17 protein-coding genes are annotated in these 22,153 nt (G+C 60.8%); 11 read left to right on the top strand and 6 right to left on the bottom strand.

All coding sequences use genetic code 11. The annotated features are described in order from the left end of the window. Positions 1-509: 509 nt before the first annotated feature. Complete coding sequence (locus C725_RS13670; protein ID WP_008603768.1) at positions 510-842, bottom strand: hypothetical protein; 333 nt, start codon at positions 840-842, stop codon at positions 510-512. Between the two features lie 125 nt (positions 843-967). On the opposite strand from C725_RS13670, the gene C725_RS13665 reads away from it, so the two are divergent. From C725_RS13665 to C725_RS13630, 8 genes are all read left to right on the top strand, one after another. Continuing rightward, positions 968-4,375 (top strand): TM0106 family RecB-like putative nuclease, encoded by a 3,408-nt coding sequence (locus C725_RS13665; RefSeq protein ID WP_008603767.1) that lies wholly within the window; start codon positions 968-970, stop codon positions 4,373-4,375. Beyond that, positions 4,368-4,799 (top strand): DUF4268 domain-containing protein, encoded by a 432-nt coding sequence (locus tag C725_RS13660; RefSeq protein ID WP_038283443.1) that lies wholly within the window; start codon positions 4,368-4,370, stop codon positions 4,797-4,799. The genes C725_RS13665 and C725_RS13660 overlap by 8 nt, the downstream gene beginning before the upstream one ends. A 419-nt stretch (positions 4,800-5,218) precedes the next feature. Beyond that, a complete protein-coding gene (locus tag C725_RS15525; RefSeq protein WP_184460264.1) occupies positions 5,219-7,954 on the top strand; it encodes an AAA family ATPase in 2,736 nt (911 codons plus the stop codon). A gap of 104 nt (positions 7,955-8,058) precedes the next feature. Beyond that, positions 8,059-9,267 carry an McrC family protein gene (locus C725_RS13650; RefSeq protein ID WP_200858616.1) on the top strand — a complete coding sequence of 403 codons (1,209 nt, stop codon included), beginning with the start codon at positions 8,059-8,061 and terminating at the stop codon, positions 9,265-9,267. A 613-nt stretch (positions 9,268-9,880) separates the two neighbouring features. Further along, positions 9,881-10,411, top strand: coding sequence for a sigma-70 family RNA polymerase sigma factor (locus tag C725_RS13645; protein WP_008603762.1), 531 nt, complete (start codon positions 9,881-9,883; stop codon positions 10,409-10,411). Further along, positions 10,408-11,184, top strand: coding sequence for an anti-sigma factor family protein (locus C725_RS13640; RefSeq protein WP_008603761.1), 777 nt, complete (start codon positions 10,408-10,410; stop codon positions 11,182-11,184). Before C725_RS13645 ends, C725_RS13640 begins: the two co-directional genes overlap by 4 nt. Continuing rightward, positions 11,181-12,842 (top strand): FAD-dependent oxidoreductase, encoded by a 1,662-nt coding sequence (locus tag C725_RS13635; RefSeq protein ID WP_008603760.1) that lies wholly within the window; start codon positions 11,181-11,183, stop codon positions 12,840-12,842. The genes C725_RS13640 and C725_RS13635 overlap by 4 nt, the downstream gene beginning before the upstream one ends. Next, the gene (locus C725_RS13630) at positions 12,820-13,593 is read left to right on the top strand and encodes a phosphocholine cytidylyltransferase family protein (RefSeq protein WP_008603759.1); all 774 of its coding nucleotides are present in this window, start codon (positions 12,820-12,822) and stop codon (positions 13,591-13,593) included. Before C725_RS13635 ends, C725_RS13630 begins: the two co-directional genes overlap by 23 nt. Positions 13,594-13,631: 38 nt before the next feature. Here the strand turns inward: C725_RS13630 and C725_RS13625 are convergent, their stop codons facing one another. The 3 genes from C725_RS13625 to C725_RS13610 form a co-directional block, all read right to left on the bottom strand. Beyond that, positions 13,632-14,066 carry an HIT family protein gene (locus C725_RS13625; RefSeq protein WP_008603758.1) on the bottom strand — a complete coding sequence of 145 codons (435 nt, stop codon included), beginning with the start codon at positions 14,064-14,066 and terminating at the stop codon, positions 13,632-13,634. Continuing rightward, complete coding sequence (locus tag C725_RS13620) at positions 14,063-15,409, bottom strand: lipopolysaccharide biosynthesis protein (protein WP_008603757.1); 1,347 nt, start codon at positions 15,407-15,409, stop codon at positions 14,063-14,065. Before C725_RS13620 ends, C725_RS13625 begins: the two co-directional genes overlap by 4 nt. Before the next feature lie 1,363 nt (positions 15,410-16,772). Further along, positions 16,773-17,825, bottom strand: coding sequence for an NAD(P)H-dependent flavin oxidoreductase (locus tag C725_RS13610; RefSeq protein ID WP_038283452.1), 1,053 nt, complete (start codon positions 17,823-17,825; stop codon positions 16,773-16,775). 178 nt (positions 17,826-18,003) lie between these two features. Between C725_RS13610 and C725_RS13605 the strand changes: the two genes are divergently transcribed. The 3 genes from C725_RS13605 to C725_RS15515 all read left to right on the top strand — a co-directional run bounded on the left by C725_RS13605 (position 18,004) and on the right by C725_RS15515 (position 20,253). Beyond that, entirely contained in the window at positions 18,004-19,365 is a 1,362-nt protein-coding gene (locus tag C725_RS13605) for a HEPN domain-containing protein (RefSeq protein WP_008603754.1), read from the top strand. A gap of 121 nt (positions 19,366-19,486) precedes the next feature. Continuing rightward, the gene (locus tag C725_RS15520) at positions 19,487-19,765 is read left to right on the top strand and encodes a hypothetical protein (protein ID WP_008603753.1); all 279 of its coding nucleotides are present in this window, start codon (positions 19,487-19,489) and stop codon (positions 19,763-19,765) included. Between the two features lie 278 nt (positions 19,766-20,043). Then, on the top strand, positions 20,044-20,253 hold the full coding sequence (locus tag C725_RS15515) for a hypothetical protein (protein ID WP_051051448.1): 210 nt from the start codon (positions 20,044-20,046) through the stop codon (positions 20,251-20,253). Between the two features lie 250 nt (positions 20,254-20,503). On the opposite strand, the gene C725_RS15930 is transcribed toward C725_RS15515, so the two are convergent. Next, positions 20,504-22,015, bottom strand: coding sequence for a relaxase/mobilization nuclease domain-containing protein (locus tag C725_RS15930; protein WP_008603751.1), 1,512 nt, complete (start codon positions 22,013-22,015; stop codon positions 20,504-20,506). Continuing rightward, positions 22,012-22,152 (bottom strand): plasmid mobilization relaxosome protein MobC, encoded by a 141-nt coding sequence (gene mobC, locus C725_RS16965; RefSeq protein WP_078056302.1) that lies wholly within the window; start codon positions 22,150-22,152, stop codon positions 22,012-22,014. The genes C725_RS15930 and mobC overlap by 4 nt, the downstream gene beginning before the upstream one ends. Position 22,153 lies beyond the last annotated feature (1 nt).

Below are 22,153 nucleotides of genomic sequence, written 5' to 3'. Positions count from 1 at the left end.
TTCTCTCCCCTGCGCGGAAGTGCTAACTTCGACAGAACGACAAAGAGCAAATGTTAAAACTTCGTCGAAGTTTAGGCGGGACATCGCTCGCAGCGGTCGACCACCGCTTTCTCAAACCAATGAGATGCGTGGCATTCTCCCACCGCACTCAATTTTAAGGTGCCCAAGCACCCTGACTATGGCCGCTACAAGGATCGCAATGGCATCAAACACATGTTTCGCAAGCCTCGCGGATCCAGAGACGACCTGCGGTACGGTCATCGGCGACAACCAATTCATCCAGCTGAAGCTCGATATCCGTCTAGGCGGACGGATGCTATGGTACCGTCCGTGTTCAGGTGCATTTTCCGATAACTCAAACAACAAAATGGGGTCGCAAGCTTAATGTCGGCTCTGCCTACGTTGGGAACTGAAAGCGGACAGTCCGAAACCGGCCCAGGAATGGCCGATGCCGAACTGTCCGGTCGTGGAATAACCCGGAAGGATTTTCGTCCCTTCGGCAAGCCGAGCTAGGTTTGGCTGCCTACGAGTTCGACATGGCTGATCCCGTCGGGGCCATTGACGGGCGGCTTGAGCACGCCGGCAGCAACCGCATGTCCGATGCAGCCCTTGTCCATCCTTCGGCGGTCGCCGTTGAAGTCGAGGAATATGGGAATCGACCGGCTGCCGAGGTGCCACGAGATCCGCTTCAGATACTCGTGGAAATAGGCTTGCCTTGCCGTCGGCGCGGGCGTGGTCTTGCTGAGGCTGGCTGCGTCGATCGGCGAGGCGGCCTTTACGAAGACGTCCGATTGGCCGCTCGCCGCCTCATACTCCAACGGCACGGTCGTCCATTCCGGCATTGTCGCGCGCTCCCGCAATACAGGCACTTAGCTTGCAACGAAGCAGGGTCTCCGTCTAGACTGAGCGAGAGGCGTAGCGGGGGCTCAGGACCGATTATGTCGCACATGTCAGGGATGGGGGTCCGATGCGCCGGTACAACGATTCGCTTCTTCATTCCGCGTCGGACTTGAATACCTTCCTCGGCTGTTCCCACGCGGTCGCCTTGAACCTGAAAAAGCTTCTCGACCCGCAATCCCTGCCCGACAGGGCCGAAGACGACGAGAGCGTCCAGCTGATCCAGCAGGCCGGCCACGCCCACGAGGCGAACTATTTCGCGCAGTTGAAGGCGGCTGGGCATGATGTCGCCGAGATCGCAGGCGACGGCAACCTTGAGGCGAGGGCGCAGGCGACGTTGGCCGCAATGCGCACGGGGCACGAAATCATCTACCAGGCCACCTTCCTAGCGCCGCCCTGGCACGGCTTTGCGGACTTCCTGCGTCGGGTGGAAGTTCCCTCAGCCAACGCCGCCTGGTCGTATGAGCCGATCGACACCAAGCTCGCGCGGACGCCCGCTCCAAAGCACGTTCTCCAGCTCGGCCTCTACTCCGATCTCATCGCTGGTGTGCAGGGAACGCCGCCGCATTCAATGCACCTCGTGCTCGGCGATGGCCGCGAGGAGTCATTCAGGCGTGTAGAGTTCCGGTTCACCCTGTCGAATGCCAAGGCGCGCTATCTCGCGTTCATCGGCTCAGGGGCGAAAAGCTCGGTAGGAGAGCCGTGCTCGGCCTGCGGTTATTGCGGCTGGCGCGATCATTGTGAGTCGATCTGGGAAGAGGCGGACCACCTGAGCCTCGTGGCGGGCATCAGCCGCGGGCAGATCGACAACCTGCGCACCGCGGGCGTCAACTCGGTCGAGGCACTAGCCAAGACCCAGGAGGACGCGCGCATCCCCAAGATGTCCGCCGAGACGTTCGCGCGTCTGCGCGGGCAAGCTGCCCTTCAGGTCGAGGCGAGGACCGGCGACCGTCGGATCGAAGTGCTGCCGGTGCAGCCCGACCGCGGCTTCGCTAGGCTCCCTGCTCCGGATCCAGCGGACTTCTTCTTCGACCTTGAGGGAGATCCGCTCTTTCCCAGCGGTCTCGAGTATCTGTGGGGCATCCACTACCGCGAGGAAGGTCAGCCGCGCTTCATCGCCGAATGGGCCCACGACCGCGACGCCGAGCGGATTGTGTTCGAGCGCATTGTGGACCTCCTCACCGCGCATGTGAGCGCCCACCCGGATGCGCACATCTATCACTACGCGGCTTATGAGGTCACCGCCTTACGGCGCCTGTCGACCGCTTACGCATCCCGCGAGGATGCCGTCGATGCCCTGTTGCGCGCCGAGAAATTCGTCGATCTCTATTCGGTCGCTCGGCACGCGATCCGTACCTCCCAACCGTCGATGAGCCTCAAGGCGCTGGAGGCGTTCTTCGCCGCGACCAGGGACGAAGCGGTCACCAAGGCGGATCAATCCATCGTCTTCTATCACCGGTGGCGCGACACGCGTGACGAGAAGCTCCTCCAAGACATCCTCGATTACAACCGGGTCGATTGCGAAAACACCGAGGGGCTGCGGAACTGGCTGCTCGAGCTGAGGCCGGGCGGGATCGAATGGTGGGCGCGCCGCAATGCCCCGCCGGTCGTGCCGGACGAAGAGGACCCGGCCGAAATCCGGCGCGAGCAGCTTCGCCGGCTGGTTCGCGAGCAGGCGGCCGGGCTGTCCAAGCGCGGCCGCGAGCTCCTCGCGCACCTCATCGATTTTCACCGCCGCGCAAAGAAGCCCGAGCAATGGGCCGTGTTCGACCGCTGCGAGCGGCTCGAGGACGACCTTGTCGATGATGGCGAGTGCATCGGCGACATCAGGCCGGCGCACGAAGACTGGTTGCGGCCGGAGAAGCGATCGATCGTCGCCACCTATTCCTTCCCGCCGCAGGAGACCAAATTGCAGCCCGGCAAGAACGTGCTGCACGCACCATCCCGCCAGCGCCTGGGCAGCATCCAGAGCCTCGATTGCGAGGCCGGCCTCGTGGAAGTGAAGCGAGGGGTGAAGTCCGGGACGGACTGGCCTCTGGGCGGTTCGATGATCCCAGGGTGGCCGATCGACACGGACGTTCTCGAAGGTGCTGTCCTGAGGGTCGCGGAATATCTGGCAACGGGCGGCAACGAGCTGACACGCGAGCTTCGGGCGTCGGGAGCGGCGGCCGGCGACCGATACCAGGCGATCGTCGATCTCATCGAGCGCGCACCGCCGCGCTTGGACGCATGGCCCGGCGGCAATCTTGTCGGGGAGAGCGAGAGCCTGGTCGAGGCTGCGACGCGCCGCGCGCTCGCGCTGGAGCGATCGACCCTGTTCATCCAGGGGCCGCCGGGCACCGGCAAGACCTTTACCAGCGCCCATGTGATCGTTGCCCTGCTCAAGGCGGGCAAGAGGGTGGGCGTCTCGTCGAACAGCCACAAGGCCATCAACAACCTGCTTGCCAAGGTTGAGCAGGTCGCTGCCGAGGAAGGTTTCTCCTTCGACGGGGCAAAGAAGGTGAACCGGGCCGATACCGACACGCATCTGAGCGGTCGCATGATCCAGGACTTCGACCGCGCGAGCGACATTCTCGACCAGGGATCGCAGCTGGTCGGCGGGACGGCTTGGCTCTTCGGGATGCCGGAGTTCGACCAGTATTTCGAGTACCTTTTCATCGACGAAGCGGGCCAGGTGTCGCTTGGGCACCTCGTCGCGATGGGCGCCGCAGCTCGAAATATCATCCTCGTCGGCGACCAGATGCAACTCGGCCAGCCCATCGAGGGCGCGCATCCGGGCGAAAGCGGGCTGTCGGTGCTCGACTACTTGCTCCAGGGCGAAGCAACGATCGCTGCCGACCGGGGTATTCTCCTCGACACCAGCTGGCGCATGCACCCAACCATCTGTGGGTTCATCTCGAGGGCAGTCTATGACGGCCGCCTGAAGGCGGAGGAAGATAACGGTCGCCAAGCGCTTGTCCTCTCGGCGGCGCACGAGGCGCTGCAGCCGTCGGGCATCCGGCTGGTGGAGATGGGGCATAGCGGCTGCGGTCAGCGCAGCGACGAGGAGGTCGAGTTCGCCGCGGAGCTGATCGAGAGCCTGTTCCGGCAGCGATTTGTGGATCGAGCAGGAAACGAGAAGGCCTTGGGGATGGAGAATATTCTCGTTGTCGCGCCATACAACATGCAGGTGAATGCCTTGAAGGCCCGGCTACCCGAGGGCACGCGCGTCGGGACCGTCGACAAGTTCCAGGGCCAGGAGGCCGAGGTAGTGATCGTCTCGCTGACCACCTCGACGCCCGAAGATCTGCCGCGTCACGTCGATTTTTTCTATTCGAAGAACCGCCTCAATGTGGCAATCAGCCGGTCGCGAACGCTCGCAGTGGTCCTGGCCAATCCCAAGCTCCTCGATCTCGACGCCAAAACGGTCGAGCACCTGCGACTGATAAACACGCTGGCATGGCTTAGGGCGGAAGCGTCGGGAGGGGTTTATGGATGATGCCCTGGTGAGCTACCTCGCCATCTTCACCCAGCGTGCCAAAAAGGCCGGATTGGACATGAGGCCGCCGGGGAAAAACTGGGCGCCAATGCGGGACATCGTGCCGGGCTCCCACATCAGCTTGAGCGTTCGCCGGGACGCGATCCAGGTCAATCTGAACAACGAGCGCGACGAAGATCGCCGGCAATTCGAGAGTCTCTACCTTGATCGTGCCACCATTCAGTCGGCCATCGGCGAGAGTCTTTCCTGGGAACAGAAGGAGGGCCGAAAGAAGACGGCCGTTCGCGCGACGCTCAGCCGCGGCTATGACGACCGCAGCGACTGGGACGAGCAGCATAGCTGGGCGATCGAGATGATGCAGGCGTTCGAGCGGGAGTTTGGCACGCGCCTACGGGCCTCGCCGGCAACGGAGAGGACGCGTTGAAGGAAGACGAATTCCGCGCGTGGATGCAGGCGCAGGGTCAGGCTCCGAACACAGTCTCGACCCGTTTGGCGGATGCCCGCAGGGTTGAGAGGCATTACGGCGATCTCGACGAGGCGTTCGAACGGGATGCCTTCGCATCGATCCTGAAGGATCTCGCCTACTCCGCCGAAGATAACGCCGCAGGCAAGCCGAACACCTCCAAGATCCAGATCGATGGCGACCCATACAAGAGCCTGGCGTCGTATCGTTCGGCGCTGTCCGTCTATCGCCAGTTTCGCGAGACCGGGGGCGTGTCCGCTGCGCAGTCGCAGGCCGACCGAATCCGCGCGTTCGTCATGAAGCAGGTTGTCGAGCCGGCCCGCCGCGCGGGCGAGAACCGCTTTGTCGTCCGAGCAGGCGACGTTCACAAGCAAATGGGCTTGCAGGACACCATGCCGGCGGTCTGCAGCGCCATCGGCAGCACGAAGTTCCAGGTCCTGGCGGGTGTTCGGCTGGTGCGGCGCGAGGGCCTGGAGGACAGCTCGACGACCGAATTCACGTTCGAAACCGTCTCCAGCGCCAATTTCGACGTGCCCCGCGCCGAGGCGATCCTGCGCGAGCGCTACGGCGATCCTGACGTTGACAGCCAGAAGATGGTTTCGTTCGAGCTCGCGGGCGGCCAAGCGATCGCGCTTCAGAAGGACATCTCGAAGGTCCAGCTCTGGCTCGAAGACGACGAACGGGCCGTGCCACCGCCAGCGCAGGAGGTGCAATCATACGCGGCCGACAAGGGCCGTCATTCCAACCTGCCCGGCCGTCTCAGCCACGCTCCGCCCTCCGATCTTCGCAACGCGGGATTTCCCAAGCCGGTCCTCAGCGTTCGCGCATCGAGCGAGGGCGAACTGACCAAGGTTCTCGACTGGTACGATGGCGGCGGGAGCGGCCTCAACCGCGAAGCGCTCGAAAGGCTCAAGGCGCTGTTTCTCGCACGATACCCTGACTTTGAGCCGGAAGGGTTCGCAGCCAGCAGCGGCGGCTATTTCGAAGAAGAGCGACGCTACAAGGACGTCCTTCTGGCGCGGGCCCAGGAGGCGCTTCGGAAGGAGCCGCCGCTCGATGATGAGGCACTCGGTGCCGCCTTTCTCGACCTGCTGACCGGCCCGGACTCCGGGCTTCTTGGCTGGCGCACTGACGCTCGGATTAAGAACCTGCGCACCGCGCATCCGGGCGTTCTTGAGCGGCACGCGGGGCAGCTCGCAAGGGCGACAGACGATCTTGCCGACGCGGTAGCCGCTTTCGTGGAGGGGACCTGGCCCGTCTTCAAAGAAGGCCAGGAGAAGAACCTTCCCTACAGCGAAAGCCGAAACATACCGACGATGATCGCGGCGTTCGCGCGTCCGGACGAAGCGTACGGGATCAATACGGATCCGGTGATGAGGACCGCTCGCGCGCTGCTCGGCAAGCCCGTCCTCACCTACAACCCGCTCAGCGCGGACGAGTTTCGCAACGTGCTCGACCTGATGGGCGCCATTCGCAACGTGATGGGGCGTGAATGGGACTGGAAGCCGCGCGATCTTTGGGACGTCCAAGGATTCATCTGGGCGGTAAATCGGGCTGACAACTCTCAAGTGGATAATGCCGCGAGTACGGGCTCCGGCGGGGGAACGACTGTGACAAGACCGACTAACCTCATACTTTATGGGCCGCCCGGCACCGGCAAAACCTTTGCGACGGCCGAGGAGGCAGTGAGGCTCTGTGACGGAACTGTTCCCGAAAGCAGGGAGGAGCTGAAAAGCCGCTATGACGTACTGATGGAAGCGGGGCAGATTGGCTTCGTTACATTCCACCAGTCTTACGCTTATGAAGACTTCGTCGAGGGTCTCCGGCCGGTCACCGGCGATGATGGCGGTTCCGAGAGCCAGGCTGGCGGCTTCAGGCTTGAGCCGCGCAAGGGCGTGTTCCGGGAAATCTCGGCGCTCGCCGAGCAGGCGCGCAAAAGCGCCGGTCGGTCCGGCGGCTATAATCTGGGTGATCGCCAGTTCTTCAAGATGTCGCTCGGTCGAGCCGGCGCCGAGGATCACATCTACGATGCCGCGATCGAGGGCGACTATATCGTGCTCGGATGGGGCGGAGAGGTAGACTGGTCCGATCCGCGGTACGAGGATTACCAGGCGATTTTCGACAAGTGGAACGAGATCGAGCCCGGCACCAAGGGAAACAGCGGCAACATTTCCCAGGTCTGGCGATTCCGCGGCAGCATGCGCGAGGGCGACATCGTCATCGTGTCGGAAGGGAATTCGCACTTCCGGGCGATCGGCGAGATCACCGGGGACTATTATTACGAGCCGACCGGCGAGCAGACCTACAATCATCGCCGGCCGGTGCGTTGGCTTCTCGTCATCGACGACGCTCTGCCGATCGACACGATCTACGACGGCGCGCTAACGATGCAGTCCTGCTACCTGCTGAAGGAAGCGAAGATCAAAAAGGAAGCCCTCTCCCGTCTCCTTCCCAGCGATAGTCCTGCTGTTCCTTCAGCCCCCGACCAATTCGTGCTCATCATCGACGAGATCAACCGGGCCAACATCTCGAAGGTGTTCGGCGAGCTGATCACGCTTATCGAGCCCGACAAGCGCTTGGGCGAAAGTAACGAGCTTCGGCTCAAGCTGCCCTATTCCGGCGACACCTTCGGCGTGCCGGCTAATCTTCACATCGTCGGCACGATGAACACGGCAGACCGGTCCATTGCGCTTCTGGACACGGCGCTTAGGAGGCGATTCCGCTTCAAGGAGCTGATGCCGAGCTCTAACCTGGTGCCGGACGATGTCGAAGGCATCAACGTGAGGCGTCTTCTTCAGACCCTGAACGATCGTATCGAGTATCTTTTCGATCGCGAGCACCAGATCGGCCACGCCTACTTCCTCGGCTGTGCGACCAAGGAGGGAGTCGATGAGGTCATGGGCGCAAAGGTGATTCCGCTGCTCGCCGAGTACTTCTACGAAAACTGGGAGCGGGTCAGGCAGGCCCTCGGAGAGATCGAAGATGAAGGCGGCTTTATCGTTCGCCGAAGGCTTGCCCCACTAGCCGCAGGCGAAGTCGACTACGTTAACGAGCGGTGGCGCTATACCGTCCGCGATACATTCAGTCTTGAAGCCTACCGGCAGTTAACGGGATGATCCGTCGGAGCGTCCGCGAGTGGGATTACATCCCCATCGAGGAGCCCGGCCCGGGTTCCTTCAGCAGGGCGGTCGCGGACCGCGTCGTCGAGTGTGCGGCCGCCGTGCGAACGGCGAGCCTCGACGGCGAGCGCATCTTGGTCAACCATCCGAAGAAGCTGCGCGCCCAGCAGGTCGTCGGCGTTATCGCCGCCGATGGCGTGACGCTCGAGATCCTCCCCAAGATCGACGGGAACGAGAGCGACGCAGCCGCGCGGCGAAGCCTCGTTCATATGCTCGCGGTTGTGCTCGATCTCGATATTGTCGAGGGCGGCTTGACCGATCTCGGGTGGCAGCGGGACGACCTTCTCGAAATACTGATCCGGCTATTCTGCGATCGGCTCTTTGAGGCGCTCCACCGCGGTCTTCCCCGGCGGTACGTGCCGCACGAAGATGACTTGGCGGCGCTGCGGGGCAGGTTGGACGTCAAGCGGCAATTCACGGTCCTCGCCGCCAGCCCTCAGCGACTGGCATGCCGCTTTGACGAGCTCAGCGCCGATATCGCTCTTAACCAGATCATGAAAGCGGCGGTGACGAAACTCACAAAGGTAGCTCGGGCCCCGGAAAACCAGCGGCGGCTGGCGGAGCTCAGCTTTGCCTTCGCGGACATTACCGCGGTGCCGGTTAAAGCCCTCCCGTGGCATCAGGTCGTCATCGACCGGACCAACCGCTCTTGGGCGCAGTTGCTTTCGCTGGCGAAGCTGTTGCTCGGGGATCGCTTCCAGACGACGAGCAGCGGTGACGCACGCGGCTTCTCGCTCCTGTTCGAAATGAACAAGCTGTTCGAGGAGTTCGTCGGAAGGAGCCTCGTTCGTGCGCTGGCTGGAACCGGATTTGAGGTTCGTCTGCAGGGGCCTCGCGGCTATGCGTTGGCCGACCTCCAGACGGGGCAAAATCGCTTCGCGACGAAGCCGGACATCACGGTCTCCGCCCGAGGCACACCAATGCTGGTGATCGATACCAAATGGAAACGCCTCAGGGGCGTGATCGATGATCCAAAGTACGGCGTCGGCCAAGCCGACGTCTACCAGATGATGGCCTATGCCCACGTCTACCAGTGCGAACGTTTGCTACTACTCTATCCTCACCACCCGGGGCTGGGATCGGAAGCCGCCGGCCTAACATGCGTGCATCGGATCAACGGGACCGACGACAGTCGGATCGCGGTCGGGACGTTGTCGCTCTCGAACCCGAAAGCGGCCGTGGGACAGCTAAGGGACCTTCTGTTGAGCGACGATCTTGGCCTACAATCGCGTCAGTCCGTGGCCGCCTAGAGCCAAAAGGAAAGGGAGCGGTTCGGAGCTTCGGCCGTCCAGCCTGAGAGACTACTTCCAGTTTTCCAGCCCGACCTCCCGGCAATATTCGGTGCGACTTCCGGAATTAGTAATTGCCGGTCACTTGATAAAAGTCTGGTTTGCGCCCTTCGGGCTCCTTAGCTGCCAGTCCGCTTGCGGCCCAAGGTTTGTCGATCGTAGCGACTGCCGGCGGCGAATGCTTTCGGTTGAGGTCGGCGAAAATGTCCCGGACAATCGAAAGCCGTTCAAATTTCTGTGTCGTTTACGTAGAATTTGCTATCGGCAAAGCGTCTGGATTGTCCGAACGCACACCCGACGGAATGCTGACCGGACCATTCAATTAACCCCGCAGGTGCTGCCATGCGCTAAAGAGCGGGCACGGCGGCGAGCGGGGGAGCGTCCCGACTTGACGAGCTATGTGTGGGCCTGCTGCTGAGCGTACTATGTCGGTCTGAATAGGCGATTCAGAGGCCAGTACACGCCTGCGTTCAAAGGCGGTGATGCTGGAGACGATTATTCGCTCGAACTTGGCGTAGGCGTCTATTTTTGCGATTCTGTTGGAATAAACTCTGCGCCGGCGCGTAAACGGGATATGTCCGGGTCTTCGCCTTTCGATATTTCCAGTCAGCTCGGCGTACTCGGTCGCTATGCTCTCTCGCTGACGCGCGATCCTAGTGCCGCGGAAGATCTGGTCCAGGACACACTTGTATCGGCCATTGCAAAGAGTGAGAGCTATGACAGGGCGCGACCGGTTCGCGGCTGGCTTTTGTCCATCATGCACAACCGGTTCGTCAGCGATCGGCGCAAGCAGGCCGTTCGCGCAGACAAACTCCAGGAACTGGACTGTCCGGAGAAGATGCCGGCTCAACAGGAATGGGCCGTCTATCTGAAACAAGTCGGCAGCGCTTTCGATGCCCTGCCGGAGAATCAGCGCGCCGCGCTTCATCTCGTCGTCGTGGAGGGCCTGACCTATCAGGACGCTGCGACCGTCCTCGAAGTCCCTGTGGGTACACTCATGTCCCGGCTTGCCCGTGCTCGTGCAAAGCTTCGGGATCCGAAACCCAATTCCGACACCGGAAAACCAAGCCATCTCCATCTCGTGAACTCAGGGACAGCGTCATGAGCGAAATCACTGAAGTCGAACTGCAGGCCCTCGTCGACGGACAGCTGGAGGCGGAAGACCAGGTTCGAGTGCTGTCATATCTGCAACGAAACCCCGACGCCGCAGAGCGGGTGCTTTCCGACATGCAGGCCAATGCGGCGCTGCAGGCGCTGTGTATGGGCAGCAGCGCGCCGCGACGTCGACACGAAAGGGCTGCCAAGCGGCTGTCACGGCGTATCGATAGCGAACCCGGACCGGCGGCGTTTTGGCCCCCCCGGGCCATGATGAGCGGTCTTGGCGCGCTCATGCTGCTCGCCGTCATCGTTCTAGGCGCCCCGCATGTAGAGTTCGGCGAGCCCGCCGCTGCCGAGCCGCGCGGTTTCATAGAAGAGGCACTGATGTCGCACCGGGTCGCGCTCGTTCGTGAACGCATGGAATCGCAGATCGAAGCGCCCAGCTTCGATCCGGCCGACGTCCGCACCGCATTGCAAATTGGCATTCCGGCGCTACCGGCGGGATTGAAATTCGTCGACGCGCAGGTGTTCCCCTCCGACTACGGTCCCAGTCTGCAGCTTGTCATCGCCGGCGATGGTCCTGCGGAATTTTCCCTGTTTGCCGTGCGGGCTCCGCTGGTGGACGGAGTCGGCAGCCAGCCGGTCATGCGTCAGCTTGGCGATGCCGATGTCAGCTACTGGGCCCGCGCCGGCAACGTCTATGTGCTGACAGGCACTCCGCTCCCTGAAGACATCCAGGCGTTGGCAGTCGATCTTGCCGACAATCAGGATGCCGGATGACTGTCGACCTGCGTCGTAATGCCCTTTGGGGAAAGCGATCAGCGGATGTCGTGATCGTCGGAGCGGGCGCGGCAGGTATCCTGATGGCCCGCCGTCTTCTCGCGTTGGGTCGCAGCGTCATGCTGCTTGAAAGCGGCGGACTCGATTATGAGACCGATATCGCGGAGCTGAACGCCGGCGCCTCAGTAGGGCGCGACTATTATCCGTTGCAGAATTCACGCCTACGCTTTTTTGGGGGAACGACGGCGATCTGGGGCGGTCGCTGCGCCGAACTCGATCCCGTCGACCTTCAGACTCGTGACTGGGTGCCACATTCCGGTTGGCCGATTGAATATGACGAGCTCGTGCGGTACTACCGCGAAGCGCGGCCCCTGTTTGGGCTACCGCGTATGGCACCGAATGCCGGCGACTTCGAAGCGGCCGGATTGCGTTTGCCGTCCTTTTCAAATTCGACGCTTAAAACCCGCTTCTGGGCGTTCGATCCGCAGTTCAGTCGCTTCACATACGGCGCGTGCGAAGATTTGCGCAGGCATCCGAGATGTACCATCGTGACGCATGCCACCGTGACATCCATAGAATTAGATGCTTCGGCGCAGACAGTGAAAAGCCTTCGCGTTTGCGCACATGGTGGCAACCAAGTGACCTTGCAGCCTCGCGAGACCGTGCTGGCTGCCGGCGGTATAGAGAATGCGCGTATATTGCTCGCGTCGCGTTCTGTAATGACCGCAGGCGTCGGCAACGCCGACGACCAGGTTGGCCGCTATTTCATGGAGCACCCGCACGCTCGAGGCGGCCGGGTGGTTGGCGGCAACCCTTGGCGATTGTTGAAGCTGTTCGGCAGGCGGCACTGCCTGTCCGGTCTCGACGTGGCCGCGCTCGTTACGCCGTCCGCTGCCCTGCAGCGCAGGGCCGGCATCCTGAACACGTCGCTGACGATCGCAGGCCGACAGCCAGCGGACGCAGCGCAGTTCTGGGGTATGCGCGTTTACGGCGGATTAAAGCATGACATGTCGCCGACCCGCGCGGGCCGCGCTCTTTGGATGGGAACGAAAAAGGCAGCCGGCTGGGCCCAGCGCCATATCGACCCTCTGCGGCCGTGGCTTCTGAATTGGGCAGGACGTAATGAGATCGCGTTGGTGGTTCGGGCGGAACAGGCACCAAACCCCGACAGCCGGGTCACCATCGGCCCGGAAACAGACGCTCTTGGCATGCCCCGTCCCGTTCTTGACTGGCGCCTCAGCGAGATCGACAAGCGCAGCGTTTCCATCCTCGTCGATACGCTTGGTACTGAACTGGAACGGCTTGGTCTTGGCCGCGTCGAACGGGCGGCGTGGCTGAACATTGCTGACGAAACGTGGCGGACCGATCCGCTGGTATCCTCTCATCCGATCGGCGGTTTTCATCACATGGGAACGACGCGGATGTCGCGGTCGCCGCGTAACGGCGTAACGGACGACACTGGCCGCGTTCATGGCGTCGCGAACCTCCACATTGCCGGCTCCTCGCTGTTTCCAACGGGCGGCTGGGCCAATCCCACCTTGACCATCGCCGCTCTGGCGCTTCGGACGGCCGACAAGATCGCCGCCCATCCCCGGCCAGGGCCCCAGTCCATCTTCGAAGAGAAGGGCCTTCTCAATGACCATGCCGTTTCGGCCTGAGCTGCCCATGCGCGCCCTTATTCTCAGCGCGGGGCGCGGCAGCCGTCTTGGCCCCTTGACGCACAATCGGCCGAAATGCCTGCTGCAATTCGCGGGCAAGCCCCTCTTGGAATGGCAGATAGAGGCTCTGCAGGATGCCGGCGTAGCAGACATTGTCGTCGTCGCCGGTTTCAGAGCGGATGCCGTTGCCGACATGATCGGGGACAGGGAAGGTGTCAGTATCGCCTATAACCCGTTTTACCAAGTGGCCGACAATCTCGCTTCTCTTTGGATGGTGCGAGAAAAGATGGATCGCGATTTCATTGTTCTGAATGGCGACACGCTCATATCGTCCGATATCGTCACCCGGCTTGTGGAGCGGGGCCGGGCGCCGGTGAATATCACCGTCACGCGAAAGGCGGACTATGACGATGACGATATGAAGGTTCATCTGGTGGAGGATCGTGTCGCTGCGGTAGGCAAGCGCCTTCCGAAAGACCAGATCAGCGCGGAATCGATTGGCATTCTCTCGTTTCGCGGCGGCGGCGTCGTTCGGTTTCGGCGCGCGCTCGAAACCTGCATTCGGACACCGGAGGGCCTGCAGAACTGGTATCTCAGCGTTATCGACCGTCTGGCGCAAGACACGCTGGTTGCTCCGCTGTATGTCGACGGAATGGCCAGTGCGGAGGTGGATTACCCTGAAGACCTAGAAGTCGCCGAGGCCATTGCGACCTTCTGGCGCGATAAAGAAACGGCCCCGGCACAAGCCTGAGGATGCCCGGGGCAATGCCTGACGCAGGCAGCATGCCGTCAGCCCTCAAAGGCCGGTTTCATCCAGGCCGTCATCGCTCTCACTTGCGTGTCGGACAGCGTCGTGGCGTCGCTAAGGGCTGGGACCTTCGGCCAGCCCGTATCGACGATTGCCGGTCCCCCCGGCGCGCTTCGTATTCCATCGTAACGCGGGATCACATGAAGATGGACGTGCGGATCGACCATCATCAGCATCAGATAATTGATTTTCTCATACGATATCAATTTTTGCAGCGCCTTTTCCACCACACCCACAACCTGCGGAAGTTCAGCAAAGGCCTCTGATGAAAGGTCGGCAAAGGCCCTGGCCTCGCTGCGCGCGGCGAGGATCAGGCTGCCGAGCGTCGGCTGCGCCGGACGCAGAAGCGCTGTCCAGTGGTCCCATTCGCGAACCAGCGTCGCGGGATAGCCGAAATTTCGTATTGTGGCGTTCATGACATTTCCTGCAGGTTCGATTCCGACACCTCCGCCGCGCGGCGCCGGACGATGTGGATCGCGATCAGTGCCGATAGCAGTGCAAAGACGCCGTCCATGCCGATGAAACTCCATCCCGCCCCGGACAGGCCGTCTATGGGCAGCCGCCAGAACAATATGCCCACGAACAGCGCCCCCGTTACGAGCGAGAGGGCGAACAATACATCCGGGCGTCCAACAGCGTACAAGACCGGTTCCGCCGCGAACGCCGTCACCTTGATCGTCGTTGCTACACCGATGGCGATCAGAAGCGGTGCCGCAACGGCAATTTCGGGGCCGAAAATACCTGTCAGAAGCGCGTGCCCTACCAGAGCGATGAAGGCGGTTATCACGGAGAAGATAATTGCGGCGTTCATTCCGCCACGTGCAGCGGTGCGCCACAGTCCGCTCCAATTTCGTGCCAAAACGAGACGTGCGAGATCGGGATAGATCGCCTGATTAACCAGATCGACGGGCTTTAAAAGGCCAGCGGCGACCTCCCTCGCAATCCGATAGGCGCCGGCGCTTTCCGTTCCCAGAATTGCGGCCACGACAAGGGTCGCCAGATGGCTTGGGACGAGGCCCACGGAGGCGTTGAGGTTGGCAAACAGGGCAAAGCGCCACATGCCGGGCTGGTCGTGGGCGAGGTTTCGCAGGGACCCGGTCATGCCGGTCAGCATGTCCCGGCGGTGAGCCTCCCGCCACCCCAGAAATGCCGCTGCCAGCATGCCGAGCCAGCCGGCGACGACCCAGGCCGCCAGGTAAAAGCCAAGGGAGAGATCAAGGGCCGCACAAACAGCGATCATCAGAAGCCGCGCCCCCGGCGTTACAAGCGCATGCCAGCTCAACAAGTCGTAACGGTCGAAAAGACGCAGCATACCTTTGCTGGTGCCGATTGCGCCCGCAAAGGTCAGCGGTGCAATTGCCTGTGCCAGATGCACCAGCCGCTCGTTCCAGCCGATCCAGTTCGCGAGGAGCGGCGCCGCGGCAACCATGGCGAGCGCGGCGAGCGCGGCAGCGCCCAGATCGAGAAGCATACCGGCTTTGAACAGGGACTGTGCCGCCCGTTTGTTAAGGTCATTAAGGTGGGGAACACCATACCGGATGATGGCCTGACTGGACTCGAAGCTCGCCAGACCGGCGAACAGCATGACCTGCGCGATCAGGACCGAAAACAGCCCGAACTCCGATGCTCCCAAAGCCCGAGCCGCCAGCGCGAACGTACCAAGCTGCATCAGCCCGGCGCCGACCTTTCCGCTCAACAGCTTTCCGGCGTTCCGGACTGCCCTTTTCAAGACGCTCTCGGCGGGCGTTTTCAAGTCCATTGGTTGCAAGCTAATCGAGCGAGCGCGCATCCGCCAGGGAAAGAACGGGTTTGGGAATCGCGACAGCGACGTTGATCGACGCGCAAACCCGAACAGCAGCGTCCTAGGCCCAGCTTGGCCGCCGCCACCGAGGATTATTACGCGCTTCGTTTCTAACCGCTCGGAAAGGTCGGTCGGTAACCTTCGCGGCTTGCCGTGGAGTTGGAGGGTGGCCAGCCATCAGCGTCGGTACAAAGTGGATCAATGGTAATTTTTTGGTGATCAAAGTTGACCGCAAATTCGAGAATTATCTTCCAGACGCGTAACCTCCCACCTCCCGCAAGCGGGGCGCCTCTGAACAGTCGCCACGCCGTTGTTCATCTGAGGGGCTCCGCCCCGCTGACCGTGCTCAGCGTAAACATGATACTGGAGCGGCTCCCCGGCCTGGACGGCAGGGCGGCGACGGAGCCGGGGCTGTTATGCCCGTACCAGCTGCTGGAACACGGCGAATTTCTGACACGGCTCCAGCAAGAAGGCGGGCGAATGATGACGCTGCCGCTCGCATGATGTCCGGCGAACGGGATGGTCGCGCTGCCCATGCCCTGTTGTCATAGCCCACCCCGCCCCGCCTCATCGCTCACCCGCTCGACGGCACTGGCGATCGTTGAAGCATTGCGGGCGCATCAGCACACTGTCCAGGTTGCCGATCTCGTCGCCGAAGGCTTCGACCCGGTGCCCCTATCGTTTCCTCGCAGCTGATTACGCCAGACAGGTTGAAGGAGCCTTCTGCCACCGAAGAGATAGCATCAGCCGTCCTAGCCGCCGTGCTGCAAGGCGAAGCGGACCGACGATTCAGGCTCTGATTTCGCCTTTGACCGGCGCCAGAGCGCAACGCTTGAACTGGCCTGGCGGACTATTTGCTACCCGTCCACCCGCTTCGGGGAAGGATGTCGAACGTGCACCGATAGGCTCGGCCAATGAGCTTTGTGAAGACTAGCTAGGCTCTCCTCAAACCTTACCGCCTTTCAGATATATTTCAGCGTGAGCCTCCTTCAGAGGCGGAAATAGACAATTTCGGCTCGATCCGGATTATCGATGAACGGCCCCAATCCCAGTTCGAGAACGCCTAACAATGATGAACGGATGGCGGCTTTTCGGGGAGCCGAACTGTCGCCCTAAAGGTCTGGACTGCTAGCGATCGCGGACACGTCCATCGACTTGCTCGAAGGTCAGCTTTCACATTTCTCCGTCTGAGACCGGACCGTCTGGAACCGGCCCAGAAACTGCCGAGAAAGCATTCGGCAGCTCGTCGTAAATTTCAGGTTTAGCTCATTTTGGAATCAACGAGAAAAAGAGTGGAATGCGGACGTGGACGCCAGCAAAGTTAATTCGATTGGCCCGCCTCATGCCACAGCGTGGCTACTAAGCTCGACGCCGACATGACGCGATGTAGCGGTGCCCCCTGGCCGGCCCATTGTGCCCCGAAGCCGCTTTCTCCCGCCGACCTAGCAGCGGCGTTCAGCGCTTTTCCTGCATCGTAGGCGATTGGGTAATCGGGAACATCAAACCGATTTATCGCTGCCCAAGTGGTGAAACGATTGGCCAAGCAACGAGCGGGACGACCCGAGATCGCCCGTGTCATGACGGTATGTCTCGCCCCCTCGCCGTTCAGAGCAGCGCGGTAAGCCTCGTCGGCACTGCTTTCGGGGCAGGCGATGAAAGCCGTGCCGAGCTGCGCGGCGACTGCCCCCAAGTCAAGCGCGGCACGGATCCCAGCACCATCCATGATCCCGCCGGCGGCAATGACGGGCACCGAGGAATGCGCAACCAGCATGCGTGTGAGCGCCATCGTTCCAAGCTGATCATCGGGCAGCGCAGGATCGAACATCCCTCGATGTCCGCCCGCTTCCCAACCCTGCGCCACGATCATGTCTATGCCTGCGGCTTCGATCTTCCGCGCCTCATCCAGGGATGTCGCGGAGGCGATCAGAGTGCATCCAACCGATTTAAGCGCCGTGATGCGATCAGCCGCGGGCAAGCCGAAATGAAAACTGACAATCGGCGGCGCTTCTTTCACCAACATTGCCAGCATAGCGTCGTCGTCGGCGAAGCTGGTGTAGATCGTCTGCAATGCACTCGGCGGCTTGGTGCGATACTGATCGAACAAAGGACGTAGAGCTTGCAGCCACTCCTGCTCGCGCGGGGCATCGGCTTTGGCTGTCGCATGCACAAACAGGTTCACGTTGAATGGTTGGTCGGTCAGGGCGCGGGTTGCATTGATCATTGCGCGTGCACCGTCAGCATCGGTGGCACCCACGCCAATCGACCCAAGCCCGCCGGCTTCGCAGACGGCAGCAGCGAGTTCAGGTGTCGCGACGCCTGCCATCGGAGCCTGTACAATCGGTATTGCAACGCCAAGTTGCTGTAGACTTTTCATGGAGCCGACATGCACCTGTGAGCAAAGGTCCGCAACGGGCGCGGAAGCTGAAGGTCCGCTTCGGCCGCCGCCGCATCAGGACCGGACAGGCCGGAACCGGCCCAATTTCGGTCATCGAAGCATCGCTCCGTTGACATTGTAACCGTACGTCAATGTGCGCGCGGCGGAATAGTCGTCCTTGCGGGTTGCTGACAACGGCGCCACCTTGCGCTTCATGGATTCAGTTACCCACCGTGGCCACGTCGAAGTTGCCGGCGCGCAGTTAGGCGCAGCGCTCACCTTAGAGCCAGGACAAGTGACGCTCGAGGTCGCAAGTCCCAGCGACACGCCTAATATGCCGGAACGCTTGGAGTTGGTCAGATTCACGAGCAATACTGGCTACTTCACATTGACCGATCTCTTTCGCCGCAACCACAATATGCGGCTCGGTGTGGCTGGCCTGTCAACCTACAGTGCAGCCCTTGCCTTCGAAAGCGCGCACTTCGAGAAGCAAGCTGAAATCAAGGCCCGCACTTGGTCTATGCATGTCGGCGACATTGCGAAAATTCTACACGTCAACGGTGTGCTTCAACAGATGACCCTTCCCGATAAGGGCGGCGTGATCATGAACTACACGGTGTCATCGCCTTCGCCAGTTGCGCTCGAGTGTCCGTCTGCGGGTCTCACGGTGATTCTTGGTCAGCATATTAAGACAGGTGGCAACGTTGTCGATGGACCAACCCTAACACTCACCTACCCTGCGGACATTGCTTTCCCAGACGAAGTGGACGTCGACGTGGCGCTTCGGAACATGCACCGAATCCGTCAGCTTCTCTCGCTCGTAATGGGGCGGGTGCTGCCGATCGCCAGCGCGTCTATGAAGCTCCCGCAGGAAGGCAACCCGCATGAGGTCGGCATCCATGGGCTATTGATGACTGAGGTTTCACAGAAACCGGCGGACCCGATCCTCAAGGCTAACACGGCAGGGATACTCGCGCCAATCCTCGACCTCTGGCTGGCGCGATATGACGATCTGGAGGATGCAATCCGCCTACACATGAGTGGTCTTGAACAGCGGAATCTGCCCCCTGAGCTACGCTTCCAAATCTTCGTCCAAGCGCTTGAGGCGCTCCACCGCCGAACCGCGACCACAGTTGCCGCCTCGATCGACAGCGCCCCTATACTCGTGGCCCTTCGTGAACGTAGTATCCCGAATGATGTTGTCGATCGGGTCGCCGGCGTCCTCGCCCACGCGCACGAGCCTGGCCTCCGACAACGATTGCGTTACTATTGGGACAAGTTTGAGGCAGAGATCAATACAATACGGCCCAGCGAGACCCGCAAATCCTTCATCGCGCGCGTGGTTGCAACCCGAAATCACTATGCGCATCGGACTGATCGCGACGAGCAAGTACTCAGCGGCGCCGATCTCTGGGACGCCACGGAAACCGTCAAGGTGATGTCACACATGGCTTTGCTAAGCGAAGCCGGAGCCGACACTCGCGGCATAGGCAGCAGCATACTCGACCGCCGCTTCGCTGAGTATGCGATCCGCGAGTAGGGCTGGGGGTATCCCTAGATCATCCGGCAGATTGCGATGCAGGGAGTTTATTCACCCCGCGGTGAGTCCGCTTTCGCCATCTCGCTCTCTAATAGTGGACAGTCTGCAACCGGCCCAAAGGTTGTCGACCGAAGCGAGCGATCAGCCAGCGCTCGAGAATTTCTGGTCGGGTATGGCGCTCGCCGTGACCCAAGTCCTAGCGGATTATGCCGCACGCGTTTTGCTGGCGGGACGGCGCGATCGCCTGCGGCGGTTTACCGTGGAGAGTGTCCCTGGCGAACTGCGGCAGGTGACCTTGGTGTCTCTTTATGACGTCCAGTCTCGAGCCGAGAAGACACTGGAAATTTGCTCCGTGGGTCAGAGGTCGATCATCCGGTTTAACAACGGCCTCGGCGACTAACTGACAATAGGAGAATTCGATGAAGCGCTGCGTCACGTTCCCGAGGGAAACGAGCTGTTTCTCGATCTTCGTGATACCCCGACAGGGGGAAATACGATAGTCGCTAGAGCCATCATGGGCTGGTTCGTCCGGGAGGCGCGGCCGCACCAGATTCATGACAGGCCGGCAGAGCAGAGAGAAACGGCATTGCACACCAGTGGGTCGAGCAGGTTCTGCCGCGCGACGGCAAATATCGTCCGAAATTGCCAACAGTCCTTGTCGGGCGATGGACAGGCAGCATGGGTGAAGGTCTGGCGATCGGCTTCCACGCTTTCGGCGCCAAAATTCTAGGAACGCGGATGGCGGGCTTAAAGGGAGCTATCGAAGATTTCAGAATGCCTGATACCGATCTCACAGTGAAGGTACCGACGGAAAGGCTTTTCACAGTCGACGGACTTCCAAGAGAGAATTTCCTCCTTGAACCGATCAGTGAAACAGTGAGTTTTTAAGCGATTGCTGACTACGGCGAGCGCCAATCATCAGGTCGTCTGCCCAACGACTGCTTCCTAGGCTACGCGAGACCGGCGGCAATCGCCGCCGAAGTAGATAAGCAATGGGCTACACCTATGGCCTCTCTTACGCAGCCCGTTGCATCAACCGCGCTGATGCACCAAACAACCGCCAAGCTCTATCCCAAGTGGGGAAACTGGTGTCGATTCAGGCGCAAATTATTCGATAAGGCCGCACCATCCAACTCACCTAGCGGCCTCGCGACTGGCGCAAGTTTTGCTGCGCTATAAGCAGTTCATACGCTGATAATCCTTCGCCGCTTACATTTCCGAGATCTCGATCACTCGTCTCAAACTTACCATCTCTATCAGTTTCAAGATCTGGGGCTGGGCTGGACATCCCGCGCTGATAGCTAGTGCTACCGGTAGAGACCAACTTCGGTCGCGAACGCGAACTCGGTGACTGAGCCTGTATTGGTTGCCGAGGTTCGTAGCGAGCTTTGTACTCGATCCAAGTCACGCAACGCTCGACAGCGAACGCCCTGCGCTCGGCCCGCTGCGTCGCGAGTAGTTCAGCGAGAGCAGGTGCACGAATAGCAACGGAAAAATGGCGATAAAAGGCGCGCCGCTCGCTGCTCTTGAGAGTTTGCGCAGTTTTTTGTCTCTGTCTCATGAGTTCGCGGCGAAGGCGTTTCACTTCTGCCAGATGGATTTTGCGCAGCCTCTTGCGCTCTATCCGTTTCGCGTCCTCTCTCAAACGGTGCTGCTCGACCATCCAGGAATAGCTTTCCTTCAAATCTGAGGGAGCATCGCTGGATTTGCGGCGATCAACTGGGCAGTATTTGTTCCGCCATTCCTGGTACGAAGGCGCACCGGGCTTGAGCGAACGTTCCAGGGCGGACGCACCAAACTTGGTCTGACCGGAATCGAACGCCGAGGCTTTGATCCGGTTCTTTTGATTCCGTCGATCGACAATCACAAAACCGCGACGCTGAGCACCCTTACTGGTCTCTCGAAAAACTGCCTCAAGGCCTAGGTCTAGCAACATAAGCGACTCAACTCTCTCGCCCCACGACGTACGCACGAGGGCCGCACGGATATCGTCAGCCAGTGCCATCAAATCCCTGTCTCCGGTTCGCTCAACGAGCTTCGATTTCGCTGGAATCTGGTTCCGCAATCCTTTAATTCTGTCTTCTCTCAATCCCTGCGGAGATCTCAGTTGGCGAAGGCCCATCGCCCTTTCCATCCTCCGCGCACAGTTCTGAAGGCGAGCAAGCAGACGGAAGTCGTAGCTCCGAAGCGCTCGTTCATTCCCAGGCACGGCCAGGACTTGATCGGCTGTCAAAATGTGCGGTCCACAGTCCGCAGCGCTTCCCTTTTTCAGAAACCAGGACTTGGATGGCGTCCGCCCTGTTTCGGGTGAAATCGTGCACCAGAAAATGTGGCTATGGTCATACGCCTTATCGCGGTGGCGAATGACAACGCGCGGATGATTTGTTAGGCCCGCAGTTGCTCCCATTGCGTCTGCAATGGACAGCCACTGTTCGCGGTTCAGTTCGCCGTCTTCGATCGCCGCCGAAACCGAGAGATGAAGAAGCTTGACCTTTGCTCGGGAGTTCAGTGCAGCGATGTTTGCCATTTCTGCAGGCGCCATTTCGATGCTAGAGACGCCGTGCAGATCGAGCACCTCGTGATCGCGGTCCGTTACAAGATAGTGTATTAGCCCTGCAAAATCGGCTCCCTTTGTAAGTTTTGGGATCACGAACTGGCCACCTTCACCAACGAAAGAAGATCGGCATAGACTGATCGCAACTCAGCTGAGGATACGGAATCACCGATGTTGAGTCGCCGAGCAATTTGATTGACGTTACCGCCGACTTTGTTGACGGCGACGACCAGA

This window comes from Pacificimonas flava, assembly GCF_000342165.1.
Lineage (GTDB): Bacteria > Pseudomonadota > Alphaproteobacteria > Sphingomonadales > Sphingomonadaceae > Pacificimonas > Pacificimonas flava.
The sequence above is the reverse complement of the archived record's forward strand: the minus strand, read 5'-3'. Positions and strand labels throughout refer to the sequence as shown.